Genomic DNA, 13,326 nt, shown 5'->3' on the forward strand with positions numbered 1-13,326 from the left:
CTCCTCGGTTTGCATGGCGCTCGGCGCCGGACCCTTTTCCAGTCGAACGGAGTTACCGTGTCACGAGATTCCAGTTGGGCGCTCTATCGACGTCTCCTCGAATACGTCCGTGCGGAATGGCGCTCCTTTGCGTTGGCGGTCGTCGGCTACGCCATTTACGCCGCGTCGAGTACGGCACTGGCAGAGATGATGAAGCGGCTGATCGACGGCATACAGAACCCCGATGCCTCGTTTCGCCTCTTCCTGCCGCTGTTCGTGATCGGCATGTTCGCGACTCGCGGCGTCGGGACGTTTCTTGGCACCTACTTCATGAGTAACGTATCGCGCAACGTCGTGCATCGGCTGCGCTGCAACGTCTTCAATCACATGTTGCATCTGCCGGGTCGATTCTTCGACATGCACTCCAGCGGGCATCTGATTTCGCGAGTGACCTATCACGTCGAGCAGGTTACCGGCGCTGCCACCAATGCGGTGACCACCATCCTGCGAGAAGGCCTGTTCGTGATCGGCCTGATCAGCTATCTGTTCTGGACCAATTGGCTTCTGACCCTGATCTTCATGGGCGTCACCCCGCTGATCGGGTTGGTAGTGCGTTACACCAGTAAACGCTTTCGCAAGATCTCCCGACGTATTCAGAACTCCATGGGCGAAGTGACGCATGTCGCGTCCGAGGCCCTTTCCGGCTATCGGGTCGTGCGCACCCACGGCGCCGAGGAGTACGAGAAGCGTCGCTTCGAGGCGGCGAGCAACTACAATCGCGAACAGAGCATCAAGGAGGCGATGACCAAGGCGACCAGCACCCCGATCATTCAGCTATTGGTGGCGCTGGCACTTGCCGGTCTGGTGTGGCTGGCGATGGCGCCTGAGCTGATGAATGCGATGACGCCGGGCGAGTTCGTGGCGTTCATCACCGCAGCCTCGCTGATGGCAAAGCCCATTCGTTCGCTGACCGATGTCAACAGCATCATCCAGAAAGGCCTGTCGGCGTCGCAGGAACTTTTCGGTCTGCTGAGCCGCCCGACGGAACTGGACGAAGGGCAGCGTCTGCCGGAGCGCCTGGCAGGTCACGTCCGTTTCGAGGACGTGAGGTTTGCCTACGACGAGGACCAGCCCGAGGTGCTCAAGGGAATCGATCTCGACGTGCCGGCCGGGCAGATGGTCGCGATCGTGGGACGTTCGGGGAGCGGCAAGTCGACGCTGATGGGGCTGCTGCCACGCTTTTACCGGCCGACCGAGGGGCGTATTTTGGTCGACGATGTCGATATTCAGGACTATCAGCTTTCGCCGCTGCGTCAGCAGGTCGCGCTGGTCTCCCAGCAGGTGACCCTGTTCAACACCACCATCGCCGACAATATTGCCTACGGCGTTCCCGGGGCCAGTCGGGAACAGGTCGAGTCCGCGGCCAGGGCGGCCTACGCCCACGAGTTCATCGAACAGCTGCCGAAAGGCTACGATACGCGGGTCGGTGACAACGGTGTCATGCTCTCCGGTGGCCAGCGCCAGCGCCTGGCGATAGCGCGTGCGATCTTCAAGGATGCGCCGATACTGATTCTGGATGAGGCAACGTCGGCACTGGACACCGAGTCCGAGCGCTATATCCAGCGCGCGCTGGAGGTGGTGTGCCGAGGTCGTACCACGTTCGTCATCGCCCACCGGCTATCGACCATCGAGCGCGCCGATCGCATCGTGGTGATGGAACAGGGCAACCTGGTCGAGAACGGAACTCACGCCGAGCTGCTGGAGAAGGGCGGGGCGTACGCTTCCCTGCATCAACTGCAGTTCCAGGAGGAGACGTGACGCCGATCGAACGCGCCTGGTATCGCGGGGCGGATTGGCTGGTACTGCTGGCGCCCCTGGAGGCGCTTTATCGTCATGTCGTGAAGCGCCGACGCCAGGCCTACCGTGACGGTCGGCGCGACGTCTGGCAGCCGCCGGTTCCGGTGATCGTGGTGGGCAATCTGTCGGTGGGCGGAACCGGTAAATCTCCGTTGGTCGCGTGGCTGGTCCGCTGGTTGCGCGACAATGGTTGGCGGCCGGGTATCGTGTCTCGGGGCTACGGGGGCAAGGCCGAATCCTATCCGCTTGCAGTCACGTCCACCACGCCGGTGGCGCAGAGCGGTGATGAGCCGTTGATGCTCGCGCAGCAGACAGGGGCGCCCGTGGCGGTCGACCCCGATCGCCCGCAGGCTGCACGCTGGCTCCTCGAACAGTTGCAGTGCGATATCCTGATTGCCGATGACGGCCTGCAGCATTATGCCCTGGGGCGGGCGCTGGAACTGGTCGTCGTCGATGGTGTGCGGGGCTTCGGCAACCGCCACTGCCTGCCGCGTGGGCCGCTGCGAGAGCCGCTCGGGCGTCTGGCCGAGGTCGATGCGCTGATCGCCAATGGCGGCGTCGCATCGCTTGCCGGTACTGACGGCGAAGGGGTTCCACGGTTTTCGATGACGCTGGCGCCGACGGCATGGCGCCATCTGGCAAGTGGTGCGCGCTACCCGATCGAGCCGTTGCCGTTCGCGGTCGATGCCCCCGTGGTCGCGCTGGCCGGGATCGGTCATCCCCAGCGGTTTTTCGACACGCTCGACACACTGGGTGTGCCACACCAGGGGTTGGCGTTCGGCGATCATCATCGCTATTCCATTGCCGATCTGCCGGATGCGCCGACGATTGTGGTGATGACCGCGAAGGATGCGGTGAAATGCGCGGGCTTTGCCGACCAGCGCTGTTGGGTGCTGGATGTCGAGGCGACGCCCGAACCGGCCTTCGTCACGTGGTGGGCCGAGCAAGTCGACGGCTGGTCGCGATCCTGGATCGACGCGCTTGCCGCTGGCGCGGAGAGGCCGATGACGCGATCATGACGATAGACTTTCGCGCGCACCGGTGTATCGGGCGCAGTTGCGTATACAGGAATCGTTGATAAGGAAAGCTCATGGATAAGGAATTGATAGCGATGCTGATCTGCCCGGTCAGCCATAGTGAACTGACCTACGATCGCGAGCGCCAGGAGCTCAGGAGCTCGATCAGTGGCCTGGCTTACCCGGTCCGAGACGGGATTCCCGTGATGCTGGAGAGCGAAGCCCGGGCCATGTCGACCGAGGAAAAACTCGGTAAGGCAGCACCGGCCCCATGAATGAATTCGTGGTAGTGATTCCGGCTCGGTACGGATCCAGCCGGCTTCCGGGCAAGCCGTTGATGGAGATCGACGGTCTGCCCATGGTTCAGCACGTCTGGATGAGGGCCAACGACAGCGGCGCCTCGCGTGTCGTGATCGCGACCGACGATGCCCGGATCCAGCAGGCCGCCGAAAATTTCGGCGCCGAGGTGGTGATGACGCGGGCCGATCACCCTTCGGGAACCGATCGTCTGGCCGAAGTTTCTGCGAAGCTTGAACTGCCTGCCGAGACCATCGTCGTCAACGTGCAGGGTGACGAGCCATTGCTGCCGGCCAGTGCGATCGACCTCGTGGCCGAGCGGCTCGCATCGGACGATCGGGCTTCCGTGTCGACGTTGGCGGAACCGATCCATGACGTGGAGACGCTGTTCAATCCCAATGTGGTCAAGGTCGTCACCGATCTGACCGGGCGTGCGCTCTACTTCTCGCGGGCGCCCATCCCCTGGGATCGCAACGCCTGGAAGACCCAGCCGCCGACGCTGCTCGAGACGGATGCCTGGCTTCGCCATATCGGTCTCTATGCCTATCGCGCCCAGTTTCTGGCCGACTATGTCAACTGGCAGCCGGCACCGCTGGAACAGCTCGAACAGCTCGAGCAGTTGAGAGCGCTGCAGTACGGCCATCTCATTCAGGTGGCAACCGTCACTTCATCGCTACCCGGTGGCGTCGATACCCTGGAAGATCTGGAACGGGTGCGTGAGCATTTTGCGTCACGGGCGGCAACGCGGAGCGAGGCATGAGCGATTCAGCTCCCGAGTGGCGAATCCTGTTCGTCTGCATGGGCAACATCTGTCGCTCGCCGACGGCCGAAGGCATGCTCAGGAAGCGTCTCGATGAAGCTGACATGATCACCCGCGTGGCGGTGGACTCCTGCGGCACCGGCGCCTGGCACGTTGGCCAGCCGCCGGACCCGCGGGCGATCCGGGCTGCCGCCGAACGAGGTGTCGATCTTGGCGCACTGCGGGGGCGACAATTGAGCGCAGAGGACTTCAGTCGGTTCGACGACATTCTGGTGATGGATAGCGACAATCTGAAGCACGTGCTTGCGCTGAAACCGACGGATAGCCGGGCTCGGGTATCGCGATTGCTGCAGTATGCCGGTCGGCCCGATGACGATGTCCCTGACCCCTATTTCGGAGGCGAGACAGGATTTCAACGGGTCCTGGATCAGCTGGAGCTCGCCGTGGATGGTCTGATGGTGTCGCTGCGGCAGCGCCTGGATCTCGGCTGATGCGGGAAGTTTTCTCGACTCTCGAGGCCGATCAGGATCTGTCTCACGCCAACACGATGGCGCTGCCGAGTCTAGCCGAGTACTTGTGGCGAGCGCGAAATGAACGTGATGTCGGGCAAGGTCTGCAGTTGGCCAATGAGCGGGGCTGGGATCTGACGGTGCTGGGAGGTGGCAGCAACCTGTTGCTGCCACGCCGGATCGGAGGGCTGACACTTTGCGCGGACATCGACGAGATAGCTTTCTCGTCAGGGGCCGGTGATGCGGTTCATGTCGAGGTTGGCGCCGGGGTGGGTTGGCACTCTCTGGTGGAGGCCTGTGTCGAGCGCGAGCTGTGGGGGATCGAGAACCTGGCCCTGATCCCCGGGCGAGTCGGCGCTGCGCCGATTCAGAATATCGGTGCCTACGGTGTCGAGATCGCAGATGTGCTCGACTGGGTCGAGCTGGTGGATCGTCGAGATGGCAAGTCCCATCGGTTGGATCGCGAGGCGTGCGAGCTTGGCTACCGCGACAGCATTTTCAAACGCGAGCTGGCGAATCAGGTCGTGATTACCCGGCTCGGCCTGACGCTGTCTTCGCGCCCTCGACCCAGGCTCGACTACGGCGCGCTGAGTCAGCACGTTGGCGTCTCGGGAAGCGCGCGGGAGGTATTCGCGGCCGTGTGCGCCATTCGGCGCGAAAAGCTACCCGATCCCTCTGATCTGCCCAATACCGGCAGTTTTTTCAAGAATCCGCTCGTTTCCGGCTCCCAGGCTTCCCGGCTGTTATCGGAGTTTCCAGCGATGCCGCACTATCCGCAGGCTGATGGCCGAGTGAAGCTGGCAGCGGGGTGGTTGATCGATCAATGTGGATTGAAAGGATACCGCCAGGGCGCTTTTGGCGTTCATGATCGCCAAGCGTTGGTGCTGGTCCATTTCGGTGGTGGAGTGCTGGCGGAGCTTCTGGCATTCGCCGGCAGGATCGTCGACGCGGTTCATGCGCGTTTCGCAGTGACGCTGGAACGCGAGCCCCGCTGTGTTGGCGAAAGGTGAGGATAGGTCACGACCGCCCGCTGTTAATCAGTGCTGAAGGGGGGAGCGCCGGACCCGAGATTCCCGTGGTTGCCGACAAGGGACCAAGAAAAAGCCCAGACGATTGTCTGGGCTTTTCGCTTTCTAGCGCAACGGCTCTAGGCTATCAGCTATCGCCTTGGCCGGACTCGAGGCGACGCTTTTCACGCGGGTCGTTGTGGGCCCTGCGGCGACGCGATCGACGTAGCTCGCCGTCACTCTCTGCCACGGAAACGCTGGCGTCGGGCGCCTTGGGTTCCGGTGCAGTGTCGCTGGATTCAGCGCTGGTGGGAGTCGCATCCGCCGTCTGCTCACCACGGGTCTCTGCCTGTTCGGGAAGAGGCGTGGTGGGCATCTGCTGCGCCGATTCCGCATCCGTTGTCGGCTCTACCTGGGGCTGTGCAGGCTCGGTGGACATCGGTTCCGCCTTCTCATGCGGTGCCACGGTATCTTTCTCGGCGCTGCCCTCGACAACTTCCTCGGCGCTGGTGGCGTCCTTTTGCTGGGTAGCGGAGGACTCGGAAGCGACGGGCTTGGCCGCTGGAGCCACCGCTGGCTCATCAGGAATGGCACCTTCGGTGGACGCTGCCGGAACTTCCGTGGGCGGAGTGCTTTCCGCGGGCGCTGAAGCATGCGCTTCCCGCTGCGCCGGCCGATCGTTCGTCTGATCGGAACGAGCGACACTCGTTGCCTGAACGGGATCGGAGTGAGTCGAACCAGACTCGAGGGACGTCTCGGACGTCTCGGACGTCTCGGACGTCTTGCCCTCGGCATGCGGCTCGCCGTGGATCTGCGAACCCTCAGACGTCTCGGCCGGGCGCTCGACGGAGGCCGCTGTCGTCTCGGCCACATCGGCGGCGACCCTCGGATCGTCGCTGACCGCCTTGGAGGCTTCGGCGTCCGGCGCGCCGGTTTCCGCCGGGTCGGCAGTCTTGCTCGACGTCATGGCGGTCTGTTTGGCACGGGTCTTGTCGACCGCTTTCGACTTTTCGACCGACTGCTTCGCGGGCGTTGACTCAGCCTTGTCTGCTGCCGCCGTTGCCGCCGTCGCATTGTCGTCCTGAGACTGCTTGGATGGCATGGACGCTTTCGTTTCGTCAGTCGCCTTGGCTTCGGCCGTGGGATCAACTGCCGGCGGGGACGCTGGCGATGTCTCGGTCGAGCCGGTATCCGCCGGCGCCTCAGCCTGGAGGCGTTGCTGCTCTGCAACCGCCGCCGGGTTCAGCGCTTGCTTGCGCGAGCGGTTGCGCGGATTGTTGCGCGTGCGCTTCGGCTTGCTGTCCACGGTTTCTGTCGCTGCGGCCGGTGCCGTATCGCGAGTCTCCTCGTGCGAAGGCTTGGCCGTGCCGGAGGCCTGTTTGGGCTTGTCCGGTGTCGAAGCGTCTCCACTACGTTGCTCGCTGCCAGCTCTATCACCCTTGTCTCCACCGCGGTTGTCCGGGCGATTGTCCTGGCGCGGTTGGCGATTCTGGTTTTGACGGTTGTCATTGCGCGAATCGTTTCCGCTCTGACGATCGTCCTGACCACGGCGGCGGCGGTTGTTTCCCTGACGGTTGCCGTTGTCGTTACGTGCATTGCCGTCGCTGCGGGCGTTACCGTCACTGCGGGCATTGCCATCGCCGCGAGCATTGTCGGCAGCCTTGCTATTGCCCTCGCTGCGCTTGGCGTTGGCATCGCGATCGTTTCGCTGGTCGCCTTTCTGGGCCGTGGCGCGTGTCGGACGCGAATTACCCGCACCGTTGCCGGCGTTGCTGCCGCCACGAGATGCCCCCGTCGATTGGCTGCCGCCATTCTGGCCCTGGCCTGGCTGACCGGAGGTAGTGGGTTTGGAAGCCTCTTCCTCGACCCGATGGCGTCCGAACAGCCCCCGGAAGAGCTGCATCAGACCGCCGTTGCTCTGGCTCTGCTGAGGCGCTGCGGGAGTCGAGGATGTCTTGGCTCGTGTAGCGGTGTCGGCCGCGACCGCGGGTTGCGGTTGCGCCTTTTCGGGCTCCGCTTCCGGCTCCCTATGCAGCGAATCCGGCGCCGGGGCCGTATGCTGAACGGTCTGTACGGCGGCCTGGGTACGCTGAATCGGCTTGGAAAGCGTGGTTTCCGGCTCCTTGAGCAGATCGCTTTCGACGGGGAGCTCGAAGCTAGATTTGACCTCTTCACCGTCCTCGGAGACGTGGTCGTCACGGAAGCGCTGCACTTCGTAATGCGGCGTATCCATCTCCGGATTCGGCAGCAGAAGAACCTTGACGCCCTGGCGCCGCTCGACGTCGGAAAGCACGTTACGCTTTTCGTTGAGCAGATAGGTTGCCACCGGGACCGGCAGGATGGCGCGAATCTGAGCGCTGCGCTCCTTCATCGCTTCTTCTTCGATCAGGCGCAGGATCGACAGCGCAATCGAGCGCACGTCGCGGATGGTGCCTTGGCCGTCACAGCGGGGGCAGACCACGCCGCTGGTCTCGCCGAGAGAAGGGCGCAGACGCTGACGCGACATCTCCATCAGGCCGAAACGCGAAATCCGGCCGATCTGGACACGGGCACGATCGAGCTTGAGTGCGTCACGCACACGATTCTCGACGTCACGCTGGTTACGGGCCGGCGACATGTCGATGAAATCGATGACGACCAGACCACCGATGTCGCGCAGACGCAGCTGGCGAGCGATCTCGTCGGATGCCTCCAGGTTCGTCTGCAGGGCGGTCTCTTCGATATCGGCGCCGCGAGTGGCGCGCGCCGAGTTGATATCGATCGACACCAGCGCTTCGGTGTGATCGATGACTACCGAACCGCCGGAGGGCAGCTTGACCTCACGCTGATAGGCAGTCTCGATCTGGGATTCGATCTGGAAGCGCGAGAACAGCGGTACGTCGTCGGTATAGAGCTTGATCTTCTGCTGATACGACGGCATGACCTGACGGATGAAGCTCAGGGCTTCTTCGTGCACGTCCTTGCTGTCGATCAGCACCTCGCCGATGTCCTGGCGCAGGTAGTCGCGCATGGCGCGGATGATGACGTTGGATTCACGATAGATCAGGAACGGCGCAGGGCGCTTGACCGCTTCGGTCGTGATCGCATCCCACACCTGGGCCAGATAGTCGAGGTCCCACTGCAGTTCTTCCGGAGAACGGCCGATACCCGCGGTGCGGACGATGACGCCCATCTTGTCGGGCAGCGTCAGCTGGCCCATGGCTTCCTTGAGCTGGCTGCGCTCGTCACCCTCGATACGACGCGAAATGCCGCCGGCACGAGGATTGTTGGGCATCAGCACCAGGAAGCGCCCGGCCAAGCTGATGAAGGTCGTCAGAGCTGCGCCTTTGTTGCCGCGTTCCTCCTTGTCGACCTGGACGATGACTTCCTGGCCTTCCTTCAGGACTTCCCTGATGTTCGGACGGCCTGACGGCTCCTTGGAGAAGTACTCTCGGGAGATTTCCTTGAGCGGCAGGAAACCGTGGCGGTCCGCGCCGAAATCGACGAAGGCGGCCTCGAGGCTGGGCTCGACGCGCGTGATCTTACCTCGATAGATGTTGGCTTTCTTCTGCTCCCGGGCACCGGATTCGATGTCCAGGTCGTAAAGGCGTTGTCCGTCTACGAGGGCGACACGAAGCTCTTCCGGCTGTGTCGCATTGATGAGCATTCTTTTCATACGGTCTCGCTAATTGAGCGTGCCGGTGGAAGGCGTGCTGCAATCGGCGACGACGAACCGCAAGCGGTCGTGCTGTGCTCGCGCACATGGGTGAAGCGACCCGGCAGGGCAAACAAGCGCAGCGTATGCCAGAACGAGCTTAGCGTGTAACACGTGCGAACCCGCGTCAGGAGCCCGAAGAGAAAGAACCGAAGATCGTTTGTCGAGTGGCGCATATGACCCTCGAAACGAGTTCGGAGCGACGTTCGTCGAGCCCGGTAACGTGCTTGCTCATTACCATTACATCTATGCTTTCGTTGCCTGCTTTTATGGGTGCTGCACGAACATGGGTTGAGTACGAAACGGTGGCAGGACATGTCACGGTGCGCGTTTTCGATGACGCATCCGGTCCCGCAGACTGCCGTCTATATCACTTGGCATTGTCCGGTTCGGCGACGCCTTCCACTGGTACCTGTGGATTTCCCGCGAGCATGGCAGGCTGAGGTCGTCAGCTGCGCTGTCGGGTCGGGGCCTGGCGTTCCAAACGTGTTTTGATCACTCCAGCAGCCGTGAGCGGTTGGCTTCATTAACTCTCTGGAGGATCGAGACATTTTTTCACTGCGGTCAGCATATTCAGGGGCTGACGCTTTAATGGGTGATAAACCCATCCAGTGAGCCCGCAATATAACAGTAATGCCGAGGTAGCGGCAATTGAGCTCGCGCTGGGGGCGCGGTGCGTTAGAATGGCGCCCGGCGATGCGCGGGTGTCGTCGTGGTGCTGTCGAGGGAGTCAAGCATGGCCGAAGGCCAGGAAGTTCAATTTATCGAGGTCAGCGAGTCGCAGCATGGGCAGCGGATCGACAATTTCTTGCGGACGCGTCTCAAGGGGGCGCCGAAGACGTTGATCTACCGCATCGTTCGCAAGGGCGAGGTGCGCGTCAACAAGAAGCGCGTCAAGGTGGATTATCGCGTTCAAACCGGTGATCTGGTTCGCGTGCCACCGCTGAGGCTGGCGCCGGAGAGCGCCGTCAAGGAAGCCAGTGAAAGTCTGCGCAATCTGCTGGCCGGCAGCGTCGTGATCGAGGGCCCCGACTGGCTGGTGATCAACAAGCCTTCCGGTCTGGCGGTACATGGCGGCAGCGGCGTCAAGATCGGTTTGATCGAGGCGCTGCGTCAGGTGCGGGACGATCTCGATTTTCTCGAGCTCGTTCATCGGCTCGACCGTGATACCTCGGGCTGCCTGCTGCTGGCCAAGAACCGCGAATCCTTGCTCTCTCTCAATACCGCCTTGCGTGAGCGTCGCATGGAGAAAGGGTATCTGGCCCTCGTGCAGGGTCGGTGGCCGGCGCGGCGCGACTACGTCAGCGCGCGGCTGGAACGCTACGATGCCGGCAACGGCGAGAGGCGGGTGCGCGTGGACGCAGGCGGCAAGGTATCGCGGACACGTTTCGCGGTGCGCGAAACGTTCCCGAAAGTCACGTTGGTCGAAGCGGAGCCGGTCACCGGACGCACCCATCAGATTCGCGTCCACGCCGCTCATGCGGGCCACGCGTTGCTCGGGGACGACAAGTACGGCAGCGCTGAGGGCGCCTACCTTGCGCGATCCTTGCGTCTGGATCGACTGTTCCTTCACGCCCTGACGCTGACCTTTCCTGACCCCAAGACCGGGCGTCTGGTGCAGGCGAGAGCGCCACTGGAGCCGGGACTGGAAAAAGTGCTGGAGCGTGCTCGCCGTGGCAGTTGAGACGAGCGCGGGCGAAGGGCTGTCGGATCCGACCGCTGGGCGCTGTCGTTATGCGCTGGTCATCTTCGACTGGGATGGCACCTTGATGGATTCCGCGGCGCGCATCGTGGCCTGTATGCAGGCAGCGGCGCGTGAGTTGCAATGGCCGGTGCCGAGTGCAGCTGCCGTGCGCAATATCATCGGCCTGGGGCTGCCCGAGGCCGTCGCCATGCTCTTCCCCGGGATCGCGCTTCAGGATCGGGATCGGTTGCGCGAGGCGTACGGTCACCAGTTTCGGATCGCCGATCGTATACCGACGCCGTTTTTCCCCGGCGTGGTCGATGGGATAGGACGCCTGCGCGATGACGCCCGATGTCGGCTGGCGGTCGCGACCGGAAAGAGTCGCCGTGGACTGGATCGTGTGTTCGGTCACGAAGCCTGTGGCAGCTGGTTCGTCGCCAGCCGCACCGCCGATCTCACTCGCTCGAAGCCGCATCCTCAGATGCTGGAAGAGTTGTTGGCCGAGTGTGGCGTGTCCACGACGCAGGCCGTCATGATCGGTGATACCGAATATGATCTGGAAATGGCCCGGTCGATCGGTATGGATCGGGTCGCGGTGACTTACGGGGTGCACGAGCGTGAGCGCCTGTTGCGCAGTGAGCCGCAACTCGTCGCCGAGGATTTTTCGTCGGTCGTCGACTGGTTGTTGGTGTGATGACCCCGAGTGCGGGATTTCAGCGAGGAGGCGGTGATGAGCGACGATCGGCGTGATGACTGGACGCAAGGCCCGGAGTTGAGCAGAGAGGAGCGCGCACGACGTAACGCCGCGGCGACTCCCCGCGATGGCGAAACGGGGGATGCCGATACCGTCCGCCTGGCGGAAGTGCGAATGATGGATCGCTGGATCGGTGGCGTGCTGAACGAACAGCGCCGGGCGAGACGCTGGAAGATATTCTTTCGCCTGCTGTTCGCGTCGATCGTCATTGCCAGTCTGTGTCTGAGCGCCTATGCGATGTTCCTGGCTCAGGATGACGGGTTGTCCGCTGATCGTCGCCATCTCGGTGTCGTCGATGTCAGCGGGCCGATCGATGCCGATGGCCAAGCCAGCGCGGAGCGCATCATCGAGGGCTTGCAGCGGGCCTGGAAAGATCCGGATGCCGAAGCCGTCGTACTGCATGTCAATAGCCCCGGCGGTAGCCCGGTACAGTCGCAGCGTGTCTACGACGAGATCCGTTATCTGCAAGAGCAGGGCGACAAGCCGATCCTGGCAGTGATCGAGGACATTGGTGCCAGCGGGGCCTACTACATGGCCTCGGCAGCAGATCGTATCTATGCCTCGCCGGCCAGTCTGGTCGGCTCCATCGGGGTCATCAGCGCCGGGTTCGGTCTGCAGGACGCCATCGACAAGGTCGGTGTCGAACGCCGGGTGTTCACGGCAGGCGAAAACAAGGCATTCATGGATCCGTTTTCCGAGATAACGCCGACGCAGCGCGACTTCTGGCAATCGGTGCTGAATACCACCCATCGACAGTTCATCGATGCCGTCAAGGCCGGGCGTGGCGATCGATTGAGCGATGACCCGACACTGTTTTCCGGCCTGATCTGGACCGGTGAGCAGGCCAGGTCGCTGGGACTGGTCGACGAGATCGGCAATCTCGAACAGCTGTCGCGGGCGCGCCTCGGCGAGGTGAGTCTGAAGGACTACACTCCGTCGCTCGATCCGTGGACGCTGGTCTCCAACAGGCTGACCAGCGCTGCCGCCCATTGGCTGGGCCTGAGTGACACGGCGTCGCCGGTGCGTTACCAGCTACCCTGACGACCGGTCAGCGGGTTCACTCCTGCCTCTCTCAGTAGCTCGCAGAGCTTGATGAGGGGCAGGCCGATCAGGGTGTTGGGATCATCGCCTTCGAAGTTCTCGAACAGCGCAATGCCCAGCCCTTCCATGCGGAAGCTTCCGGCGCTGTCGTAAGGCTGATCGCGGGAGACGTAGCTTTCTATCTCTTCGTCGCTCAAGTCACGGAACTGGACGTGATAGATGTCGTGGACGACCCGGTGGCACGCCGCCCCGGTATCGATCAGGGCGAGGCCGGTCATGAAGCTGACCCGGCGGCCCGAGAACCGCCGCAGGTTGGCGCAGGCCGTGTCGAAGTCGCCGGGCTTTCCCAGCACGTCTCCGTCGAATAGCGCCAGTTGATCGGAGCCGATGATCAAATGGTCGGGATAGTCTGCGGAAATCGCCTGGGCCTTGGATAGTGCCAGCCGGTGGGCGAGAGTGATGGCGTCTTCTCCGGGACGAGGGCTTTCATCGATATCCGGCGCCGCCCATTGGTAGGAAATTTCGAGTCGATCCAGCAGTTGCCGGCGATAGCGGGAGCTGGAGGCGAGTACCAGGCGAGACATGAGTTTCCTCGATGGAGTTTGAAAACGTTTGCGCCGCGGGCTCTGGCTCCAGTCCTGGTCCAGGGCCCGAAGTCGGCGCTTGTTCGGCAACAGAATAGCGTGAATCATGCGCTTTGACAGGAACACGGTGAATCCCTATGATGT

General features: G+C 62.8%; 11 protein-coding genes. 9 read left to right on the forward strand and 2 right to left on the reverse strand.

Annotated elements, in window-relative coordinates; genetic code table 11:
- Positions 1 to 57: 57 nt before the first annotated feature.
- The 6 genes from msbA (at position 58) to murB (ending at position 5,428) form a co-directional block, all read left to right on the forward strand.
- On the forward strand, positions 58 to 1,797 hold the full coding sequence (gene msbA / locus DOM36_RS03280) for a lipid A export permease/ATP-binding protein MsbA (protein ID WP_110641339.1): 1,740 nt from the start codon (positions 58 to 60) through the stop codon (positions 1,795 to 1,797).
- A complete protein-coding gene (lpxK, locus tag DOM36_RS03285) occupies positions 1,794 to 2,855 on the forward strand; it encodes a tetraacyldisaccharide 4'-kinase (protein ID WP_110641341.1) in 1,062 nt (353 codons plus the stop codon). Before msbA ends, lpxK begins: the two co-directional genes overlap by 4 nt.
- Before the next feature lie 71 nt (positions 2,856 to 2,926).
- Positions 2,927 to 3,127, forward strand: a complete 201-nt coding sequence (locus tag DOM36_RS03290; RefSeq protein ID WP_075570643.1) for a Trm112 family protein — start codon at positions 2,927 to 2,929, stop codon at positions 3,125 to 3,127.
- Positions 3,124 to 3,909 (forward strand): 3-deoxy-manno-octulosonate cytidylyltransferase, encoded by a 786-nt coding sequence (gene kdsB, locus DOM36_RS03295; protein ID WP_075570642.1) that lies wholly within the window; start codon positions 3,124 to 3,126, stop codon positions 3,907 to 3,909. Before DOM36_RS03290 ends, kdsB begins: the two co-directional genes overlap by 4 nt.
- The gene (locus DOM36_RS03300; RefSeq protein ID WP_110641343.1) at positions 3,906 to 4,400 is read left to right on the forward strand and encodes a low molecular weight protein-tyrosine-phosphatase; all 495 of its coding nucleotides are present in this window, start codon (positions 3,906 to 3,908) and stop codon (positions 4,398 to 4,400) included. Before kdsB ends, DOM36_RS03300 begins: the two co-directional genes overlap by 4 nt.
- Positions 4,400 to 5,428 (forward strand): UDP-N-acetylmuramate dehydrogenase, encoded by a 1,029-nt coding sequence (murB, locus tag DOM36_RS03305; protein ID WP_075570640.1) that lies wholly within the window; start codon positions 4,400 to 4,402, stop codon positions 5,426 to 5,428. The genes DOM36_RS03300 and murB overlap by 1 nt, the downstream gene beginning before the upstream one ends.
- 145 nt (positions 5,429 to 5,573) lie before the next feature.
- On the opposite strand, the gene rne is transcribed toward murB, so the two are convergent.
- Positions 5,574 to 9,080 carry a ribonuclease E gene (rne, locus tag DOM36_RS03310; RefSeq protein WP_110641345.1) on the reverse strand — a complete coding sequence of 1,169 codons (3,507 nt, stop codon included), beginning with the start codon at positions 9,078 to 9,080 and terminating at the stop codon, positions 5,574 to 5,576.
- A gap of 775 nt (positions 9,081 to 9,855) precedes the next feature.
- Between rne and DOM36_RS03315 the strand changes: the two genes are divergently transcribed.
- The 3 genes from DOM36_RS03315 to sppA are packed head-to-tail and all read left to right on the forward strand — an operon-like array spanning position 9,856 to position 12,598.
- Entirely contained in the window at positions 9,856 to 10,803 is a 948-nt protein-coding gene (locus DOM36_RS03315; protein WP_075568881.1) for an RluA family pseudouridine synthase, read from the forward strand.
- A complete protein-coding gene (locus tag DOM36_RS03320; protein WP_075568907.1) occupies positions 10,793 to 11,497 on the forward strand; it encodes an HAD-IA family hydrolase in 705 nt (234 codons plus the stop codon). The genes DOM36_RS03315 and DOM36_RS03320 overlap by 11 nt, the downstream gene beginning before the upstream one ends.
- Before the next feature lie 36 nt (positions 11,498 to 11,533).
- Positions 11,534 to 12,598 carry a signal peptide peptidase SppA gene (gene sppA / locus DOM36_RS03325; protein ID WP_110641347.1) on the forward strand — a complete coding sequence of 355 codons (1,065 nt, stop codon included), beginning with the start codon at positions 11,534 to 11,536 and terminating at the stop codon, positions 12,596 to 12,598.
- On the opposite strand, the gene DOM36_RS03330 is transcribed toward sppA, so the two are convergent.
- Positions 12,583 to 13,182, reverse strand: coding sequence for a Maf family protein (locus DOM36_RS03330; RefSeq protein ID WP_075568879.1), 600 nt, complete (start codon positions 13,180 to 13,182; stop codon positions 12,583 to 12,585). The genes sppA and DOM36_RS03330 overlap by 16 nt on opposite strands.
- Positions 13,183 to 13,326 lie beyond the last annotated feature (144 nt).

Origin of the sequence: Salinicola sp. CPA57 (assembly GCF_003206035.1) — a bacterium.
Taxonomy (GTDB): Bacteria; Pseudomonadota; Gammaproteobacteria; order Pseudomonadales; family Halomonadaceae; genus Salinicola; species Salinicola socius.